Source organism: Nitrospira sp. CR1.1 (assembly GCA_014055465.1).
Lineage (GTDB): Bacteria > Nitrospirota > Nitrospiria > Nitrospirales > Nitrospiraceae > Nitrospira_A.
The window spans coordinates 56,636-74,342 of sequence record WIAF01000007.1; the positions used below are offsets into that span (position 1 = coordinate 56,636).

19 protein-coding genes are annotated in these 17,707 nt (G+C 61.1%); 9 read left to right on the plus strand and 10 right to left on the minus strand.

What is annotated here, in order from left to right; all coding sequences use genetic code 11:
* The first annotated feature begins 29 nt into the window (after positions 1–29).
* The 3 genes from GDA65_13245 to GDA65_13255 all read left to right on the plus strand — a co-directional run bounded on the left by GDA65_13245 (position 30) and on the right by GDA65_13255 (position 3,063).
* Positions 30–1,217, plus strand: a complete 1,188-nt coding sequence (locus GDA65_13245; GenBank protein MBA5863654.1) for a hypothetical protein — start codon at positions 30–32, stop codon at positions 1,215–1,217.
* A gap of 264 nt (positions 1,218–1,481) precedes the next feature.
* Positions 1,482–2,567: a DUF2252 domain-containing protein gene (locus GDA65_13250; protein MBA5863655.1), complete on the plus strand. Its 1,086-nt coding sequence runs from the start codon at positions 1,482–1,484 to the stop codon at positions 2,565–2,567.
* Positions 2,557–3,063: a hypothetical protein gene (locus tag GDA65_13255; GenBank protein MBA5863656.1), complete on the plus strand. Its 507-nt coding sequence runs from the start codon at positions 2,557–2,559 to the stop codon at positions 3,061–3,063. The genes GDA65_13250 and GDA65_13255 overlap by 11 nt, the downstream gene beginning before the upstream one ends.
* A 32-nt stretch (positions 3,064–3,095) precedes the next feature.
* Here GDA65_13255 and GDA65_13260 read toward each other — a convergent pair whose 3' ends face one another.
* A complete protein-coding gene (locus tag GDA65_13260; protein MBA5863657.1) occupies positions 3,096–3,644 on the minus strand; it encodes a hypothetical protein in 549 nt (182 codons plus the stop codon).
* A gap of 240 nt (positions 3,645–3,884) precedes the next feature.
* On the opposite strand from GDA65_13260, the gene GDA65_13265 reads away from it, so the two are divergent.
* Positions 3,885–4,235 (plus strand): nucleotide pyrophosphohydrolase, encoded by a 351-nt coding sequence (locus GDA65_13265; GenBank protein ID MBA5863658.1) that lies wholly within the window; start codon positions 3,885–3,887, stop codon positions 4,233–4,235.
* Positions 4,236–4,386: 151 nt separating this feature from the next.
* On the opposite strand, the gene GDA65_13270 is transcribed toward GDA65_13265, so the two are convergent.
* The 3 genes from GDA65_13270 to GDA65_13280 form a co-directional block, all read right to left on the minus strand.
* Positions 4,387–6,912 (minus strand): response regulator, encoded by a 2,526-nt coding sequence (locus GDA65_13270; GenBank protein MBA5863659.1) that lies wholly within the window; start codon positions 6,910–6,912, stop codon positions 4,387–4,389.
* A 481-nt stretch (positions 6,913–7,393) separates the two neighbouring features.
* Positions 7,394–7,582 carry a hypothetical protein gene (locus GDA65_13275; GenBank protein MBA5863660.1) on the minus strand — a complete coding sequence of 63 codons (189 nt, stop codon included), beginning with the start codon at positions 7,580–7,582 and terminating at the stop codon, positions 7,394–7,396.
* A gap of 11 nt (positions 7,583–7,593) precedes the next feature.
* Entirely contained in the window at positions 7,594–7,791 is a 198-nt protein-coding gene (locus tag GDA65_13280) for a hypothetical protein (GenBank protein ID MBA5863661.1), read from the minus strand.
* 189 nt (positions 7,792–7,980) lie between these two features.
* Here GDA65_13280 and GDA65_13285 point away from each other — a divergent pair, with 189 nt between their 5' ends.
* Both GDA65_13285 and GDA65_13290 read left to right on the plus strand, forming a co-directional pair.
* On the plus strand, positions 7,981–8,889 hold the full coding sequence (locus GDA65_13285) for an alpha/beta fold hydrolase (protein ID MBA5863662.1): 909 nt from the start codon (positions 7,981–7,983) through the stop codon (positions 8,887–8,889).
* A gap of 105 nt (positions 8,890–8,994) precedes the next feature.
* Positions 8,995–9,411: a hypothetical protein gene (locus tag GDA65_13290; protein MBA5863663.1), complete on the plus strand. Its 417-nt coding sequence runs from the start codon at positions 8,995–8,997 to the stop codon at positions 9,409–9,411.
* Positions 9,412–9,533: 122 nt separating this feature from the next.
* Here the strand turns inward: GDA65_13290 and GDA65_13295 are convergent, their stop codons facing one another.
* Entirely contained in the window at positions 9,534–9,983 is a 450-nt protein-coding gene (locus GDA65_13295; protein ID MBA5863664.1) for a hypothetical protein, read from the minus strand.
* Positions 9,984–10,220: 237 nt separating this feature from the next.
* Positions 10,221–11,021, minus strand: a complete 801-nt coding sequence (locus GDA65_13300; protein MBA5863665.1) for a pseudouridine synthase — start codon at positions 11,019–11,021, stop codon at positions 10,221–10,223.
* A 368-nt stretch (positions 11,022–11,389) separates the two neighbouring features.
* On the opposite strand from GDA65_13300, the gene GDA65_13305 reads away from it, so the two are divergent.
* Complete coding sequence (locus GDA65_13305; protein ID MBA5863666.1) at positions 11,390–11,836, plus strand: hypothetical protein; 447 nt, start codon at positions 11,390–11,392, stop codon at positions 11,834–11,836.
* A gap of 30 nt (positions 11,837–11,866) precedes the next feature.
* On the opposite strand, the gene def is transcribed toward GDA65_13305, so the two are convergent.
* The 3 genes from def to hrpB all read right to left on the minus strand — a co-directional run bounded on the left by def (position 11,867) and on the right by hrpB (position 15,524).
* On the minus strand, positions 11,867–12,364 hold the full coding sequence (def, locus tag GDA65_13310; GenBank protein MBA5863667.1) for a peptide deformylase: 498 nt from the start codon (positions 12,362–12,364) through the stop codon (positions 11,867–11,869).
* Positions 12,365–12,366: 2 nt separating this feature from the next.
* Positions 12,367–12,960 carry an ACT domain-containing protein gene (locus GDA65_13315; GenBank protein MBA5863668.1) on the minus strand — a complete coding sequence of 198 codons (594 nt, stop codon included), beginning with the start codon at positions 12,958–12,960 and terminating at the stop codon, positions 12,367–12,369.
* 65 nt (positions 12,961–13,025) lie between these two features.
* Positions 13,026–15,524: an ATP-dependent helicase HrpB gene (hrpB, locus tag GDA65_13320; GenBank protein ID MBA5863669.1), complete on the minus strand. Its 2,499-nt coding sequence runs from the start codon at positions 15,522–15,524 to the stop codon at positions 13,026–13,028.
* Positions 15,525–15,631: 107 nt separating this feature from the next.
* Here hrpB and GDA65_13325 point away from each other — a divergent pair, with 107 nt between their 5' ends.
* Together GDA65_13325 and GDA65_13330 are read left to right on the plus strand one after the other, a co-directional pair.
* Positions 15,632–15,832, plus strand: a complete 201-nt coding sequence (locus GDA65_13325; protein ID MBA5863670.1) for a hypothetical protein — start codon at positions 15,632–15,634, stop codon at positions 15,830–15,832.
* Positions 15,829–16,431 (plus strand): hypothetical protein, encoded by a 603-nt coding sequence (locus GDA65_13330; protein MBA5863671.1) that lies wholly within the window; start codon positions 15,829–15,831, stop codon positions 16,429–16,431. The genes GDA65_13325 and GDA65_13330 overlap by 4 nt, the downstream gene beginning before the upstream one ends.
* Before the next feature lie 279 nt (positions 16,432–16,710).
* Here the strand turns inward: GDA65_13330 and GDA65_13335 are convergent, their stop codons facing one another.
* Positions 16,711–17,679 (minus strand): acetyl-CoA carboxylase carboxyltransferase subunit alpha, encoded by a 969-nt coding sequence (locus GDA65_13335; protein ID MBA5863672.1) that lies wholly within the window; start codon positions 17,677–17,679, stop codon positions 16,711–16,713.
* Positions 17,680–17,707 lie beyond the last annotated feature (28 nt).

The window sequence follows — 17,707 nt, forward strand, 5'->3', positions numbered from 1 at the left end:
GCGCCGGGCAAGACTCAGGAGGACTCTTCATGAACCGAGGTCAATCACAATCCGTATCGACCATGATGCGCCTGTTCACGCTGTCGCTGCTTTCCCTCTGCCCGCTCTTACCGGTTGCGACCGCGGGCGCGACTCCCAAAGATGATGTGGTGGATCAGTTCCTCGGAGGCTGTGTCGGGAAACCGGCCAAAGCATCGAACTGTGACACGCTCCGGCCGCAGTTCGTCGACATCGTCAAGGATGACCTGCTGACGCTGGGGTCCTCGGCCGATCGGAAGCATCTGCCGGATATCGTCCGCCTGTTCAGGAGCGACGAGGTCGAACTCCGGATCGCGGCTGCGGATGCCATCGGGATGATCGGGCCGCAGGATCAGGACGTGGACTTACTCATTCCGCTCACCAACGATCCCGTCCCGGATGTCCGCCATGCGGTGTCGCACATGATCACGCGCGGGAAAGGCAAGGCGTTGGACTCTCTGAAGGAGCGCATCATGCCGATACGCACGGGCCGCGAGGTGGAAAAGCCGGCCGATGCCGGGAAATTATCGCTCCCGCTGATGCCAGACAGTGTGTACGTCTTCGACTCCAGCGATGCGATGAAGGGGCGTCTCTCCTATGTGGCAAGGGGCAAGGGCGACCCGGCGCAGTTCTACAAACCGAAGGCCAAGAAGGGGCCGTATACACTGGACCAGTTCAAGGAGCAGTATCGCTATCAGTTGCGGGATGAAGAAGAAGCGCTCAATGAATGGCAACGGACGCAGGTGGAACAGGAAAAGGCCCCGGATCCGAAAGACATGCAAGCCTATCTCGAATACATACAACGGATAGGTTCGTTATCGACGCAAGGAGGCATGGGGAGGATGTACTTCGATACCTACCAGCCGAATCTCTACGGCGCTCCGACCGTGTACGTGCTGGAGGAACGGCAGATCGGTCAGCGCAGCTATCCCACCCGCTACGTGGTGGTCTATCAAGAGCTGGCCTTCAAGCGTCCCGGTTATCGGTTGAACTGGACTATGGTATCCGACAGCGCCATCAAGACCGCGCAAGCCGCTTCGTTGGCGGAGGAAAAAGAGGAGCTGGCGAACAAAGCCGAAAGCGAAGCCCTGAAGAAAAAAGCCGCGGAACTGGAGGCCGTGACCAAAAAGAAGGAAGCGGCGGGCAGACAACAATTTAAAAAGGGCCAGGAAGATCTGGAAAAGGCGCTGGGATTTTAGCAAGACGGAAGAGGTGAGACACGCTGGCAGGCGCCGATCGCCCAGAACGTATGGCTGCCTTCACCTGCACCTGTTCCATGGAATCCGGAGTCACCCACGGAGGCCTGATATTTTCACGGGACACATCGGGCGCCTCTCCCTCCACAGGCGCGTTCACAGCCGTGTGATCCAACGCGCCTGTGCCGGTGACTTGGTAGAGGTTCTCCGCACACCGTGCGATCAGCTGCCCGACATGATCCCTTAGCGTCACCAACCTGATTCCCCATGAACATTCTCCAGGCGACGCACGAGTATGAGCGATGGTCGGCGCGGCAGGTGCCGGTTGTGCCGGCGGATCTGCGTGTGAAGCATACCCTGATGACGCAGAGCGCGTTCTCTTTTCTCCGGGCTACCTGCTACCGGTGGATGCAGGTTTGGCCGGAAGTCTGTGCCGGTCTGGCCGGGGCGCCGGCGCTGCGGGCGGTCGCCGATCTGCATGTCGAAAATTTCGGCACGTGGCGCGATAGCGAAGGGCGTCTGATTTGGGGCATCAACGATTTCGACGAGGCCTGCGTTGTTCCCTACCAGAGCGACCTGGTGCGCTTGGTCGTGAGCGCCAGGCTTGCCGGTCGGGCTGAGCATCTTGCCGTCAAGTTGGGTGAGGCCTGCGAGGCGGTGCTGACCGGCTACGTCGAAGGCCTGCGGGCAGGCGGGAAGCCGTTTGTGTTGTCGGAACAGCATGCCTGGTTGCGTGAGATCGCGACGAACTCGCTGCGCGATCCGGTGAAATTCTGGAAAAAGATGGCGGCGCTGCCGATGGTCCAAGACACGGTCCCTCACGAGGTGACGGACGCGCTCGAGCAGGTGATGCCGGAGGCGGGTCTCGCCTATAGTCTCAGGCGGCGGCGCTCGGGTCTCGGCAGCCTGGGGCGCCCGCGATTTGTGGCGCTTGCCGAGTGGCGCGGCGGGAAGGTGGCCCGGGAGGCGAAGCGGCTGATCGCTGCTGCCGGTCTCTGGGCTCAAGGGCAGAAGGGGAGCGGCGCGCTGCTGTATCCATCGATGTTGGAGCAGTCCGTGCGTTGCCGCGATCCGTTTGTGCGGATGGAGGGCCAGTGGCTGCTCCGGCGGCTGTCGCCCTACTGCTCCCGGATTGAAGTGACGGCGCTGCCGAGGAAACGGGACGAGGGCAAGTTGCTGTATGCGATGGGCTGGGAGACGGCGAATGTGCATCTCGGGGACCAGCCACACATCAAAGCGGTCCAACGCGACCTGGCTGCGAGGAAATCCGCCTGGCTACGGAAAGCGGCGAAGGCGATGACGAAGGCCACTCTCGCGGATTGGACACACTGGACTGAACATCATGCCAGGTAACTCATCACCAGAGCAAAAGAGCGGAACGGTGCTGACGCCATACCCGCTCAATCTGCCCGGCCGGATCTACGGCAGCGCGATGCCGTTCGGCCTGTATGATCCTGACGGGACCTTGTTGCCGGAGTTCAGAGCCGCCGCGATTCATGGGGTGGTGTTGTTGGCCGAGCCGGATGAATGCCGGGAAAAAACAGGGCGGGATCTGCTCGCAATCTATCAAGCCGAAGGGCTGACGGTGCTTCCGCTGCCGATTCCCAACTACGGCGTGCCCGCCGATGGCCGCCTGCCCGGCGTGCTCAGGCAGGCGCGCGAACAGGCCGCGCAGGGGCGCAACCTGCTGATCCATTGTTCCGCCGGGCTCGGACGCACGGCATTATTTGCGACGTTGCTGGCACGGTCGGTTTTGAGGCTGTCGGGGCCGGAGGCGCTGGCCTGGCTGGGACGCCATCAACCAGGCGCGCTTCTCACGCCGGCGCAAATCATGCTGATCATGAAATAAAGAGTCGGAATAGTTTTGCCTCATGAAGGCGCTCATTTCTTCGCCGCAGACATTTCGACCGTTTCCCGGATCTTGACCCACGTGTCCCAGCCGTAACTTTTGGCCGTGCTCCTGATCGCTTCCCTGGCGGATTCGATGGCTTTCCTCACCTGCTCCCGGTCCATCGTGGATGCATGCCGAACGACGATGTGAAGCGTCTGCGGATCGGCGAGGACGATGTCGAGCGAATAGGGACGGTCAGCGCTGGCCTCGCGGCGCAGGCCGGCTCTCGTAATCAGAGCCAGCCATTCACCTTCCGTGGGCGTGTAGGGGGCGAGGCCGGGCCGGCCGGATGGCGAGTGGGCCTCCGTGGTTGCCGTTTCCTCCCTGACCGCCTGACATTGATTGTCGCTGCAGGCCTTGAGGCGCACCCGCCGGTTTTCCAGGCAGCTATTTCTATCGCCCGCGCTGATGGCATTATCGAGGCATTTGCGCACCTCCTCTTCAGCGGCGTAGAAACAATCCGAACAAGGGCTCTGGGCAGAGACAGACGCAGTCAGTACCAGCGGCAGAGATACGGCGCACAACAGCCATCGGTTCATGATCGGACCTCCCGTGCCAATTCTCTACGCCACTCACCGCGCGATTTCAATCATGGGACTGCGATGCATCACCGGAGAGGCCTGACCGGGAGGGATTGCTTGCAATCATCCGGGGCGAGGTCGCACACTGCCCGGCAACGGCGCAGCGTCTCCGTGCCGCTGGCCGATGAACAGGAGCGCGCGACGGTATTGAACAGCCGGAGGCGAGCTTGATGCACACTCTTGGAAGGAGCGTGAGCCATGTTGAATGCTGAGGTCATGGCGGCGGTGCTGGAATTTCGGCGGAAGCGCAACTGGGAGCAGTTCCACACACCGAAGGAACTCGCTGCCGCCATTGCAGTCGAGGCGAGCGAACTCCTGGAAGTCTTTCAATGGAAGTCTCACGAGGAAGTGGCGCGGTTGCTCGACAGTCCGTCACGGGAACGTGTCACGGACGAAATCGCCGATGTGGTGATGCTCCTGTCCTATCTCTGCCACGACCTTGGCCTGGATGTGAATGACGCGGTGCGCTCGAAGCTGGAGAAAAACAACGCGAAGTATCCGGTCGAAACGTCATACGGCAATGCTCGCAAGTATGACGAAGGGCCGTGAATGAACGGCGCATATCCACGAGTGCAGGCAGCCACGTCAACGAATGTCTGGATGACCGTCCAGGCGCCTGAGGCCCCTCGACGACATATCCGGCCTGGAAAGAGCTCGGCGCCACTCCGGCAGAGAGCGCCGGGGAAAGAGAGCGTCGTCCTCAGGCACTGTGATCGTCCTTCTGACGTTGTGTGCCGCGGCTCTGTGACGCCCATTTGTTAATGGTCATCATGAGGCTTTCTTTTTTTATGGGCTTACTCAGGTAGTCGTCCATGTCGGCATCCAGGCATTTTTGCTGATCCTCCTGCATGGCGTTTGCGGTGAGGGCAACGATGGGGACACGTGGGCGTTTCTGGTCCCGTTCTTCTTTCCGAATCGCCGCCGTTGCCTCAAACCCGTCCATCTCCGGCATTTGGCAATCCATCAGGATCAGCGCATAGTTGATTCGGGATACAGCCTCGACCGCCTCGAGTCCATTCGCAACCACGTCGGCCCGATATCCGAGTTTTTCCAATTGGCAAACTGCGACCTTTTGATTCACGATATTATCCTCGGCGACCAGGATTCGTATTTTTTCCGCCACTTCCAGTTCCTTCAGCACATGCCGGGTCAATAAGACGTCGTGGGACCGTTGTCGGATGTCACCGTCGGCACTGCCGGGAGCAGGTTTGGCCGGCATCTCAATCATGCGGGACAAACAATCATAGAGATGCGCACGGTGCACGGGTTTCGTGAGATAGGCGGCGATTCCAGCCTCTTTCGCCAGCCCCGCCTGCCCGCGCATGCCGACCGATGTCAGGAGAATAAGACGTGTCGCGGCCAGGTCCGGATCCGCGGAAATCGCGCGCGCCAGTTCGAAACCGTCCATCTCGGGCATGAGGAGGTCGAGGATCGCGACATCAAACGGCTCTCCGCCGGCTGCAGCCTGCCTCAGAAGCGTCAGCGCCTGATGACCGTCAGAAGCGCTGACGCTCCGGAGACCCCATTGCTGAGCATGATGCTCCAGGATGCGTCGATTGGTGGCGTTGTCGTCAACAATGCAGACTCGTCGTCCCGGGAGCGACCCTTTCACCGCCGGCGGCTCTTGAAGCTGGGCCGGCTGTTTGGCCATCTGCACCGTGAACCGGAATGTGCATCCCTGGCCGGGCATACTTTCGACTCCGATCACCCCGCCCATCTGTTCCACGAGCTGCTTACAAATGGCCAGCCCCAGCCCCGTGCCGCCAAATTTTCGTGTTGTTGATGTATCCGCTTGAGAGAACGGTTTGAACAGCATCTCCTGGACCTCAGGAGATATGCCGATTCCCGTATCCGATACCGCGAATTCAATCGTGACCTGCTGGTCGGTCTCCGCTCCGTGGGTGACGAGGATGATCACTTCTCCCTGCTGGGTAAACTTGATCGCATTGGCGGTCAAATTCACAAGGATCTGTCGCAGCCGGCCCGGGTCTCCCCGCAGCGCCGTGGGCACGTCCGCATGAAGCAGGTACCCGATCTCCAACCCCTTGCTCTGCGCCGGCTCGGCAAAGAGGTCCAACGCCTCCTCGACCATCGCCCGTAAATCGAAATCAATCGACTCCAGGGTCAACCTGCCCGCTTCGAATTTAGAGAAATCCAGGATGTCATTGATGATGTCGAGAAGCGCATCGCTGGACCGGCGCACGATCTCGGCATACTCGCGTTGTTCATCCGTTAACTCCGTATCGAGCAGCAACCCGGTCATCCCGATAATGCCGTTCATGGGCGTGCGGATTTCATGGCTCATGACGGCCAGGAAGGCCGATTTGGCTTGCGTGGCGGCTTGGGCATCGAACAAGGCTTTGTCGAGGCGCGATGACTGATCACGAACGGTGCGCTCGTACACATCCATCAATTGGTTGAGCACCAGCGCTTGAGAGCGGAGTTGGTCTGCCGTCGGGGCGGCTTGCGATCGCTGAAGCTGCGCCGAACGACGGGGGTTGGAAAAAATCATGTCGGGGGTATCGAAGGGAAGGAGGCTCGCCTTTGCGGCCAGCGCGAATGGCTTAAAGAGCTGCGCCGTTTCCTCAGGGATGTGATTTCTACTGAATAGAATGATGGCAAAGAGCTCCCCTGACGGGAGTAATCCTCCGAACCCCAGCACAGATTTGATGCCGAATGGAATGACAAAAGTGTTCTGCGCTGGGATGTAGGGGCTTCCTACCGCCTCCGGGACATAAAAGACGTTGTATGCTTGTTGCTCAGCTGCGAGCAGCATAGTCGGCGTCGGTTTGATCACACAATTGACGTCGATTCCAAGCTGGTGGATGAGCTGCGAGATCATGGGAATACTGGTGAGGACCTGTTCGCTGGGCAGCGGAATGACCTGGTGGCCGCTCGACAGGTGCCTGGAGTTCCACGCCGGTTCTTGTCCCACGGTCCCTAACAAGACGAGGCACTTATGCGTAGGGGATTCCTCAATATTCCCGAGCATCTGTCGCGCGCGGTTCTGCAACTCTGAATTCAATCCGCCGAATGGTTGAGTGACGAACAGCCGCACGAGTGCACAGGATCGTTGGGACGTGCCTTTCATCAGAAAATGGTCATACAGGAATCGCACCATTTGTCCTGCAACCTCCTCCATGCTGGCCGCATCTGCGCCAATTTTCCGGAGGGTGGTGAGGGTATCTGTCAGTTCGGAGAGCGTGAAGTTGGGCGGATTAAACATCTCTCTCTCGCTAGGCGCGTGGTGGATCAGGGGGGAAGAACGGACGTTTCTCTACTGCCGGGCCTTTTTCAGAACCCCGGAGTTTGGCCTGAGACAGCTGGGTCTGATGGTGACAGGAGGAGACAGTGGCGGATGGTGAACGTTTCATGAGCGGTGCGCAGGGAGCTGAAGCAAACATCTCGCTCCACCTCTCAACCCGGATGGGGATCCACCGCGCCAGTTGAGAAATCACGATAAGATCAGGTTGCCACCATCCCAGTAAAAAGTAAAGATGAGGACGCGTTTCGGGATGACGTGCTTCCGGAACCATCCGATCCCTTGACGCAAGTGAGCCCGCGCTATTCACGACACACCGTCATGAATCAGGCGGGCTAGATTCCTCTGACAGAGTTGTACGCTGTTCCCGCAGCGCGGGCCGCCACCGGCTGACCTCTTGCGGGTCAATGCTACGGAGGCTCGCAACGGCAACGGGTAGCTACGCTCAGATTGTCCCGACTGCCTCCTCCCGGTCCTGATCGGTGACGACGGCCCGGCCGCGGGTGACTGCTACGATGCCGATGTAGATTCTCTGCGCCCCCTTGGACCACTGGGAGTTCAGGGGGAGGCCACGGAATGCGGCCTCAGCGGCTTTGCGTTCGTCATCTGTTAGAAAACTCTCATCGATCAACATCGTACACCTCATCAATCCTTTCTCGCGCCGTATGCCGCCTGACCGGCAGGCGGCACGCGCGTGAACCGGATACGTGTCCCGGTCGAACGCAGTCCCGACACGGGGAGCTTCATGAACTCGCGGACCGACAGGGGCCAGAGCCCTTGTTGTCCTCCAGAAGCCGCTGCTGTTGGATGCGACGAACCGGGTGCTGTGTCGGCTGCGTTCATGGTGGCCTCCTCGTCACATGAAGAGTCATCAACTGCTCTGTCTCCAGTTCTACCGCCTGTTATCGGAAATCAGGACTAGCGGAATCCCTGGACCCCGTCTGCCTTTGCCCTGATTCCGGCATTGAATCTGTGTGCCTGACAGCTTACGCTAGACCGATCGCCGTCAGCCTGTTTAGAAAGGGGAGCTGCATGCCGGTTTCTACAATGCTTCTCGCGCTGGGACTGATTGGGGTCGTCGGGTGCGCCGGGTCGGCTCCTCCGGTCCGCACCAACAGCGGCGCCCATCCGCCACAACTTGCCGATGTCATTCCTCCCGACCAGCCGTTCCAACGCCATATGGTTGATCTCGACGGCCTGCATCTCAGCGTTCTGGAAGCGGGGACCGGTGATCCGATTATTTTCGTGCACGGCGTGGTCACGACCAGCAATATCTTTCCCCAATACGTGGGCGCCTATTCTCCGGAGTTTCGCGGTATCGCAGTGGACCTGCGCGGGTACGGCGATTCGGAAAAGCCGGTGACGGGTTTTTCCATCCCCAATTTTTCCCGCGATTTGATCAAATTGGCCGATGTGCTCCAGATCCAGAAGGCGGTGTGGGTGGGCGTCTCGATGGGCGGCATGATTCTCCAGCAGCTGGCTCTGGATCATCCGGAACGCGTACGGGCCTTGGTGCTGGTCTCGACGACCGACGGGCCGATGATTCTGGACAAGGATATTTCCTCGATCGGCGCGCCCCGCGACTATCGCGAGGTCTCGAAGAATATGATTGTGGAGAGTTTTCCCGCCGGCGCGCAGGCGAAGACGTATCAGCCGCTGCTCGACCGCATTTCCACCTGGAACGGCACGGTGATCCGCGAGGCGCTCACGTCCATGTCGCAATTTTCGGTGCGCGGCCAATTGACCGGCATCCGGGCGCCGACCTTGATCCTGGTCGGGTCGAAGGATGATGTGGCGACGCCGGCCATTGCGAAGGACATCCAGGCGCAGATTTCCGGCTCGCAGGTCGTGGCGTTCGATACGGGCCATTTTATGATGGCGGAAGATCCGGCTCGGTTCCGCGCCGTGCTCGGGGATTTCTTGAAGAGGTTGCCGCAGTAGACGCGCAGGGAGCCCCGTGATGCGCTGCCCGTGCGCAGCATCCGGCCCGGATGGTATGATGCCGGAAGACAGTTCACCTTGTTCTATTCACTCAGAGGGGACATTATGACCATGCATGTATCGCGGTATCTCATCGGGGTTTCATTGGGCCTGTTGTTATGGTCTGGATCCGGCCTTGCGACGGAACCCGCCGATGTGGAGAAATTCGTCAATGCCCGTATCGAGATCGGTGAAATGATGACGAACTATTTCAAGGGCGGAGAATCATACGGATCGGGGCAACGGCCGTCGCCGGAGAAAATGAAGGAAATGGGCGATGATATCAATGGCAAGCTCAGCGAGCTGTTATCAAAGCGCGGCCTGTCATTGGAGGAATATCGCGTGCGCAGCAAAGAAATCTTTGCTGACAAAGAAGCCGTCGACGCGTATTTGGCCGCACATCCCGATCTGAAGACTCGTTATGACGCGCTGCCGCTGAGCCGGATGGGCGGGGGCGGAGGGAGCACCGGTCGGGGTTATTAGCAGACGGGGTAAGGTCTTCCAAATACTGCTTGCTCAGCAATGGAACGCCCGGCGTATGGCGCCAGTCCGCCGGGCGCGTTCATGTCAGCATTGTCTCGCTGGATGGCGGCGAACCAGGTTGGCTAGACGACCTGGATGAACAGATTCGTCAAGTGCTCCATGCCGATGCAGTCGAGAATGCAATAGGCGCGATAGTGCATCCGTCCCTTCTCGCCGGCGAGAAAGCTGATTGTCGATTCCCGGTTCATCATCCAGAGCGGGCTGGTTTCCTGCTTCCAACCGTCTTCGGCCCGCACGGCAATCTGGTGCGTGTCACCGGCGGCCAGGCTGGTCAGGTCTTCGCCGAAGACGAAGGTGATCTTTACCATCGTGTCTTTGGGGATCTGTAACATCCGCTTTCCGCCATAGGGCTTGCCCTTCTCATCGAAGAATCCCTTTTCGCTCACGCGCACCTTGATTTCCAGCGGGGCCTTGTCGGAGCCGCTGGCATAGGTCAGCGCCGGCGCAAGCAAGGCGGCGGCACAGGCCAAGGTGGTGAGGCCGGTGGCGAATCGCTTCATGATCTCCTTCATGATCCTGATCTCCTGTCTGCAGACCGGCGTTCAGTTCGAGCCGGCCCTTCCCTGGTCGGGAGCGATGGTGGTGAAATGTCCTGGAGGTCGAGAGCGGAGTGGGGTGTTCAGTACGATGTGGACTGTGTGCCCGAACGCTTCGCCTGCTGTCTTGACCTTAGCACAGCACCGGTGGTTGGCAAGTTCTTTCACCGGATGAGCAAACACAGTACGCCGGAAAAGCGGAGAGCGTTCGACTCAGGGTAAACCCTGATCAATCAGGGCCTTGGCATCCGCGATCGGAAGCTCGCGCCAGGCGCCAGGCTGGAGAGCGCCGAGCGCGAAGGGACCGTATTGAATGCGGCGAAGCCTAGTGACTTCATGGCCCAGCGCCTTGAACAGGCGCCGGATTTCCCGGTTCTTTCCCTCGGTCAACGTCACGGACATATGCGATTCCCGCCCGGAGCGTTTTTGAATCTCCAGCATCGCGCAGTGCAAGCGCTCGCCCTGATCGTCATGGCCATCGATGGCCGCCTGCGCCGTTTCATCCGTGACCTCGCCGCGCACGGTCACCAGATAGCGCCGCGGCACCCGCTGCTTCGGGTCTGTCAAAAAGCTGGAGATCGCAGTGTCGCTGGTGAGCAGGAGAAGGCCGCTGGTGGCTTGGTCTAAGCGTCCGACCGCATGCAGACGTGTGAATTCCGGAGGCAGCACGTCAAAAATCGTGCGCCGGCCTTTCTCGTCAGCATGCGTCGTGACCAAGCCTTTGGGTTTATGAAAGAGGATGAACCGTGGAGTGCCTTCCTGCAGCGGGTGCTCATCGAGTGTGACGACATCACCGGGCCAGGCCACCCAGGTCTCGGGCCGGCGCACGAGGCGTTGGTTGATACGGACGCGTCCGGCCTTGATCCATGCCTGCGCCCGGCTCCGGCTGGCGATGCCGAGTTTCGAGAGGAGACGGTCCAGCGTGACGCGCTGCGCATTGCCCTGATCGGCAGGAGGTTTTTGGCGAACCGCGAGAGGCGCGGCTCTCCGTTTGCCTGGCTTTTTTCCGAGCATGGCCTGACTCTACACCGGCGCGCAATGAAAGAGAAGGTGCGGGGACGGCTGCATGTCATGCGCCTGCGATGGTATGATGGCGGCGGTTTGGCGAACCGATGGTGCAACGAACCAGGCGCGGGAGCATCGTCACGGTCGATTGTACTCCAGTGCGAGGGCCACAAGAGCCGCCCCTTGCAAACCAATATAATGCAAACCAAATGGGGAAGGGGCTCCCGATGCAGTCGGGATAGTCGACACGTGAATGGTTGCGGGTCACGCCCGGCAGTGGCGGCGAGGCGGAGTTGAAGATCGCCTGCAAGAAGGTGTCGAGGCGCGCCGTTGAGGCGAGCCGCGCCGACTTCAGAGGCTTGTGACAGGGAATCTCTATGACGGTAGGGAGACGGTGGGCGGTCATGCTGACGGCTGTCACAGCGCTGCTCTGCGGCTGGGCGTCGTTCGTTCAGGCCGATCCCGCGTCCGAATATCAACTGCAGGCCCTGGCCGGCGAGGGGGACGCAAATGCGCAATGGATGTTAGGCCAGGCCTTGCTCACCGGAAACCTGGGCACCACCGATGAGGCCCAGGCGGTGCGCTGGCTGCAACGGGCGGCAGATCAAGGGCATGCGCTAGCGCAGCGGGACATGGGGATGTTGTACGAACAGGGGCAGGGCGTGACTCAGGATACGCTGGAAGCGTTCTTCTGGTATTCCCTCGCCAGTCGGCAGGACAGCGGGCGCGCCAAAATGCGGCGCGATGTCCTGGCGGCCATGCTGACGCCCGATCAGCGTGACGCCATTGCGGCTCGCCTTAAAGGCTGGCGGCCGAGCAGGTAATCTTCGCAGGCAAGACCGGACGGCGTTCGCTCACCCCTGCGTCTTCCGCCGAAAGAGGTCCGTGCTGAGCGACTGAATGCGGTCGAGAAACAGCAGGCCGTTCAGGTGGTCCACCTCGTGTTGAAACGCCAGCGCCTCGAATCCCGACGTAGTGAGTGTCACGCTCCTGCCGTCCGGCGCCAGACCTTCCACTACCGCCTGTTCATGCCGTAGCACGTTGCCGGTATAGTCCGGCACGCTCAAGCAACCTTCACGCAGAATCTTCGGTCCTTCCAATACGAGCATCACCGGGTTGATCATCACAATCAACCCATGTCCCGTCTCGCCCTTTTTACGCGACACATCCACGACGATCACCCGCAAGGCATAGCCGATTTGCGGGGCAGCAAGGGCGACTCCGGGAGAAGCAGCGAGGGTATCGAGCAAGTCTTGCACAACGGCCTGCGTTGCCGGATCGGAGGGCAGGCAGACGGCGCTTTCGGTCTTCAACGTCGGGTGGGGATAGTGGAGGACCGGACGGATCGCCACGATCAGAACGTCACACTGTCGAGCGGGCGGAACGTGAGATCGACACCCAACAGCGGTTTGAGCGCTTCCAGCGCGTGCTTGAGCGGATCCGCCTGCCGGTCTTGCGGTAGTTGAATTTCCAGCACCATGACATAGACGGGGACCTCGCCCGAGCCGATGACGCGGGTATTCATGTCGGTGATGTTGCCGCCTTGGTCCGCCACGGTGCGCGCAACCTGCGCCACGATTCCAGGATGGTCCGCGCCGTACACCGACAGCATGAAGGTCGGTACCTCCGGTATGTGCCGACGAAGCGCGGCTTGATCGGGAAGCGCTCTGCACAAAACGGCAAGATCCAACGATCGCGTCGAGGCCATCAGTCGATTGCCTAGTGCTTCTGCGTCGAGTCCCTGCGGCAGGCGGACCATGAGCATCATGGTGAACTCGCCGCGGAGCCTGGTCATGCAGCTGTCTTCTATATTGCAGCCCAGTTGATAGAGGCTGTCGGCCATGAGGGCGACGATGCCGGGACGGTCTTGTCCGAAAGCGGTAATGATGGCGAAATGATCCATGCGAGGCTCGTTAGGCGACGGACTGCTGTGCGTGTCGCGTAGCATGCGCGAATTGCTGACGATTCGCAAGCGGAGAGGCGAGGCCTGTGCGACCGGCTCTCCCTGGATTTCTACGTGCGTCGCTTGGTCCGGTTGGTCGGTTGGGCAGTCAGCGGATCGTCGGGCCAATGGTGGCGCGGGTAGCGCCCGCGCAATTCCTTTTTCACGTCCTGATAGGCCGATCGCCAGAAACTCGCCAGGTCCTTGGTGACTTGCACAGGCCTACCGGCCGGCGAGAGCAAATGTACCATGATGGGCACTGTTCCTCCGGCGATCCTTGGCGTCTCCTGACAACCGAACATTTCCTGCAGGCGTACGGCGAGCACCGGTGAGTCGCCATGCTCGTAATCCAGCCGGACGTGCGATCCGCTCGGCACCGTGATGTGCGTTGGAGCGAGGCGAAGCAACTCCTGGCGTTGCTGCCAGGTCAACAGGCTGTCGAGCGGAGCCTGCAGATCTATGCGGCGCAGTTGCGCCAGGCTGGTGAGCCCCGACAGGAACGGCCCCAGCCACTGTTCGAGGTTTTTCGTCAGCGAATCGTTGGAGAGATCCGGCCAAGCGGGATCGACGCGATGGAGAAAGGCTGCGCGTGCCCGCCACTGCTGCTGCTCTTTGGTCCAGGGCAGGGCGGCGAGTCCGGCGCGACGGAGGCCAGTGAGCAGCGCGGCCGTGACTTGAGCCTGATCCGGCTCGTGAGCGGCACGGTCTTCCAGAATCAACTGGCCGAAGCGGCGTTGACGACGCGCGCGGACCGATTCTGACCTGTCATCCCATTCCAGCAGGTCGACGGAACAGATCTGCGCCGCGCAGTAGCGCTCGAGGTCTTGAAGCCGCACCGGTGCGGCAGCGAGGATGCGCGCCCAGTCGCCCGTGCCATCGAGTTGCGCCACGACGAGGTATTCGTCCTGCGACAGACTCTGGTGCCCTTGAAACGCGGCGCCGCGCCCATTGGCCAGGCGGTATCGTCCTTCGCTTCCCGCGAGTCGTTGCGCCACGCGATCCGGATAGGCGAATGTCAGCAGGATGCCGATCTGGTCGATGTCTTTGCCGGATGGTGAGCCCAATCGCAGTTGCCGTTGCCATTGGTCCGACGCCCGTCGAACCCGTTCACAGCCCGCCTGATTGATCGTCGCCCCGGCGAGGTGTTCCTTGTTGCCGTGGAGCGCTTCGATACGCAGCCGCAGATCGGCATTACGCCAGCCGGGGCCGCCTTGCAAAATGTCGCGCTCACTGAGCAGCGCGGCGAGGTCGCAGGCCAAGGAGCCGAGTCCCAGTGGCACAGCGGCGACCATCATGTGGGCGAGTCGCGGGTGCACCGTGACATGCGCCAGCCGGCGTCCATGTGCCGTCAACGCATCCTGCGCATCGAGTGCGCCAAGTTGTCTGAGCAGGTCACGCGCCTGGGCCAGCGCCCCGGCAGGCGGCGGATCGAGCCAGGAGAGTTCGGTGGCATCGCGCACGCCCCATTCCGCCAGATCCAACGCGAGCGGGGCCAGGTCTGCCTCGAGGATTTCCGGCGGACGGCGCGGCAGCAACGCCTGGTGTTCGGCGTTGGTCCAGAGACGGTAGCAGGTGCCTGGCTCCAACCGTCCAGCTCGCCCGCGCCGTTGGTCGGCTGCGTCTTGCGTGACGCGAATCGTGTCGAGCCTGGTGAGTCCGGTGCGCGGATCAAAGCGGGGGACCCGCATGAGTCCGGCGTCGATCACGACGCGCACGCCTTCGATGGTCAAGCTGGTTTCGGCGATGGAGGTCGCCAGGACGATCTTGCGACGACCTGGGGGCGCGGGACGAATGGCTTGCTCCTGTTCATCTTGCGGCAGTTCCCCGTGCAGCGGCGCAATGATGATGTCGGGGTTCAGCCGGCTCTCGCGCAGTTGTCGCTCGACGCGCCGGATCTCCGCCATTCCGGGAAGAAACACCAGCAGGCTGCCTGGTTCCAAGGCCAGTGCCTGCCGGATGCTTCGTACCACCGCCGGTTCAAGATGCTCGTCGATCGGCCGGTCGAGGTACTGCGTTGTGACGGGAAAGAGCCGGCCTTCGCAGGAGATCGTTGTCGCTTCTGGCAACAACGCGGTGACGGCGGCGCAGTCGAGGGTGGCCGACATCACGAGGAGACGCAGATCCTCGCGAAAGAGCCGTTGTGATTCCCTTGCGAAGGCCAATCCAAGATCGGCGTGCAGACTGCGTTCGTGAAATTCATCGAAGATCACAAGCCCATACCCGGCGAGCGAGGGATCGTGCTGCAGGAGACGCGTGAGCACGCCTTCAGTGACGACTTCGATGCGGGTGGCCGCGCTCACCCTGGATTCGTGCCGAATGCGATAGCCGACAGTTTGCCCTACCGGCTCGCCGAGGCTCGCGGCCATATAGGTCGCAGCGGCGCGCGCGGCGAGCCTGCGGGGCTCCAGCATGATCAGCTTCTGGCCGGCCAGCCAGGGTTCGTCGAGTAGAGCCAGAGGCACCCGTGTGGTTTTTCCAGCACCCGGTTGCGCGGTCAGAAGCACCGATCGTCCTGTGGCTAGACGCTCGCGGAGGGCGGGGATCGCCTCTTCTATTGGTAAGCGGTCCATGATAGGGTGCGCGCTGCGATGAGGCGCGAACCGGACTGTAGCAGAAACGGGACCTGCGCGCCGAGTGCGAATCTGTGGCCCCGCGAGATCGAGGAGAGTGGGAGACGATGCAACGATTGATCTGGACAAGCGAGAAGCCGAAGCAGGCCGGCTGGTATTGGTGGCGAGGGCTCGGAGAGGACCTGGATCCGCTCATTCTCTTCATCGACCAAGTGGGATATTTTCAATGGCCGGATGGAGCGTCTCAGGAAGTCGGCCTGACCAAGGGCGAATGGGCCGGTCCGATCGCGCCGCCGGAGGAGCCGTGAGCGCGACGATGATGGCCCTGCCCGCGATCTGCGAGCGAGCCTTGCTTGAACGGTTCTTGCGCGCCGAAGCGATGGCCCTGTGGGCCGTACGCGCCGCTCAAACCCAACAGCTTCCCCGCCATGTGCAGACCTTTCTCCAGCGGCATGAGACGGACGAACAGGATCACCTTCGGCAATTCGAAGGCATGCTCGGGACGATGTCTCAACGGCCGGCAACCTTGCCGACGGTGCCTTCGCAATGGGAAATGCTGGCTGTGTTGTTGTTCGGTTATGAGGCGCTGGGCCTGGAATTCGCCACGTTGCTGGCCGCGATGAGGCCGGATCTCTCCGACATCCTGGAAGACGAAGAGGTGCATGTTGGCTTCTTCGAGAAGGAGTTGAAGGCAATTCTGGCCGGTGGAGAGACGGGTGCACAGCAAGCGCGAGAAGCCGCACGCACCTGGTGGAAGAAGTTGCCGCGCACGGTGGATCGCTATCTTCAGGATCCTACGCTGGAACCCTATCGAAGCGGCCTTCGAAGACACATCCTGGCAGTCATCGGACAGCGGTTCGCCAACTTGGGCTTACTCGCCGACGCCACGATTCCGATGGCACACTGAGGATCCCCGTTCTCATCGAAGGTGCAGGATGGGCAAACGCACCACCCTGCACGCGAGTTGCTCCCATCTTTTCCTAAAATTGCAGGGTCCCGTTGATCGCCGCCAATACCTGATTCTTGTTCAGGCCGTCGTTGAAGGGCTGTCGTTGCCCGTCAAACCAATCGGCGCGAGAAATCCGGAAAGGGTGTAGGGGTGCGGGTTTACGGACGAAGATGCAGAGGTGACGGGCGCCGGAAAGAGCGGGCAGACGTCGTTCCTGATGAACGCCGATCGAATGCGCTAGGTGGCGACCGGCGCCAGTCCGCTCACCACGCCGATCTTGCGGAACTTCTGATCGCGTTCGGCGATGAGTTGATCGGTCGGCAATTCAACCAGCGCATAGAGCTGATTGGCCAGGGCCTTGGCTACCCGGTCACACATGGCCCGTGGCTCGCGGTGCGCGCCGCCAAGCGGCTCGGGAATGACTTCGTCCACGATGCCGAGCCCGACGAGGTCTTGCGCGGTCATTCGTAGCGAGGCCGCCGCATCCGGTACCTTGGTCGGATCGTCATACAGAATCGCCGCGCACCCTTCCGGGGAAATGACCGAGTAGACGGAATGCTCCAGCATGAGGATGCGGTCGCTCACGCCTAACGCCAAGGCGCCGCCGCTACCGCCTTCACCGATGACGACGGAGATAATCGGAACGGTCAGCCGTGACATGACGAACAGGTTACGGGCAATTGCTTCGGCCTGTCCACGTTCTTCCGCGCCGATGCCGGGATAGGCGCCCGGCGTGTCGATGAGGGTGATGATGGGGCGGTTGAATTTTTCGGCCAGGCGCATGAGCCGTAGGGCTTTGCGGTAGCCTTCCGGATTGGGCATGCCGAAGTTCCGCTGCATACGCTCCTTGAGCGTCTTGCCCTTTTGGTGCCCGATGATCATGACCGATCGATCGTTGAAGCGGGCGAATCCGCCGACGATGGCGCGGTCGTCGCCGAAGGTGCGATCGCCGTGCAGTTCGAGAAATTCGCGGGAGAGTTCATTGATATAGTCGAGGGTGGTGGGCCGTTGGGGATGACGGGCCAGCTGGGTGCGTTGCCAAGGGGTCAGTGTGGTGTAGAGCTGGTGCTCGACCTGCGCGAGTTTGGTTCGGAGCTTGCGGATTTCGTCCTGGGACCCGGATTTGGGCGACTCGGCGGACGCCAGCTTCTCGATTTTCTCTTCGAGTTCGCGGATCGGTTTTTCAAAGTCGAGGTAGTCTCTCATACTGCTGAACCCCCTTAAGGGTGTTGCC

Excerpts from the sequence above, each read along its gene's own strand:
- GDA65_13335 (MBA5863672.1), bottom strand. The coding sequence starts at position 17,679 with ATGAGAGACTACCTCGACTTTGAAAAACCGATCCGCGAACTCGAAGAG.
- GDA65_13290 (MBA5863663.1), top strand. The coding sequence starts at position 8,995 with ATGACCATGCATGTATCGCGGTATCTCATCGGGGTTTCATTGGGCCTG.
- GDA65_13245 (MBA5863654.1), top strand. The coding sequence starts at position 30 with ATGAACCGAGGTCAATCACAATCCGTATCGACCATGATGCGCCTGTTC.
- hrpB (MBA5863669.1), bottom strand. The coding sequence starts at position 15,524 with ATGGACCGCTTACCAATAGAAGAGGCGATCCCCGCCCTCCGCGAGCGT.
- GDA65_13315 (MBA5863668.1), bottom strand. The coding sequence starts at position 12,960 with ATGCTACGCGACACGCACAGCAGTCCGTCGCCTAACGAGCCTCGCATG.
- GDA65_13305 (MBA5863666.1), top strand. The coding sequence starts at position 11,390 with ATGACGGTAGGGAGACGGTGGGCGGTCATGCTGACGGCTGTCACAGCG.
- GDA65_13295 (MBA5863664.1), bottom strand. The coding sequence starts at position 9,983 with ATGAAGGAGATCATGAAGCGATTCGCCACCGGCCTCACCACCTTGGCC.
- GDA65_13285 (MBA5863662.1), top strand. The coding sequence starts at position 7,981 with ATGCCGGTTTCTACAATGCTTCTCGCGCTGGGACTGATTGGGGTCGTC.
- GDA65_13275 (MBA5863660.1), bottom strand. The coding sequence starts at position 7,582 with ATGTTGATCGATGAGAGTTTTCTAACAGATGACGAACGCAAAGCCGCT.
- GDA65_13325 (MBA5863670.1), top strand. The coding sequence starts at position 15,632 with ATGCAACGATTGATCTGGACAAGCGAGAAGCCGAAGCAGGCCGGCTGG.
- GDA65_13265 (MBA5863658.1), top strand. The coding sequence starts at position 3,885 with ATGTTGAATGCTGAGGTCATGGCGGCGGTGCTGGAATTTCGGCGGAAG.
- GDA65_13300 (MBA5863665.1), bottom strand. The coding sequence starts at position 11,021 with ATGCTCGGAAAAAAGCCAGGCAAACGGAGAGCCGCGCCTCTCGCGGTT.
- GDA65_13255 (MBA5863656.1), top strand. The coding sequence starts at position 2,557 with ATGCCAGGTAACTCATCACCAGAGCAAAAGAGCGGAACGGTGCTGACG.
- GDA65_13250 (MBA5863655.1), top strand. The coding sequence starts at position 1,482 with ATGAACATTCTCCAGGCGACGCACGAGTATGAGCGATGGTCGGCGCGG.
- GDA65_13270 (MBA5863659.1), bottom strand. The coding sequence starts at position 6,912 with ATGTTTAATCCGCCCAACTTCACGCTCTCCGAACTGACAGATACCCTC.
- GDA65_13260 (MBA5863657.1), bottom strand. The coding sequence starts at position 3,644 with ATGAACCGATGGCTGTTGTGCGCCGTATCTCTGCCGCTGGTACTGACT.
- GDA65_13280 (MBA5863661.1), bottom strand. The coding sequence starts at position 7,791 with ATGAACGCAGCCGACACAGCACCCGGTTCGTCGCATCCAACAGCAGCG.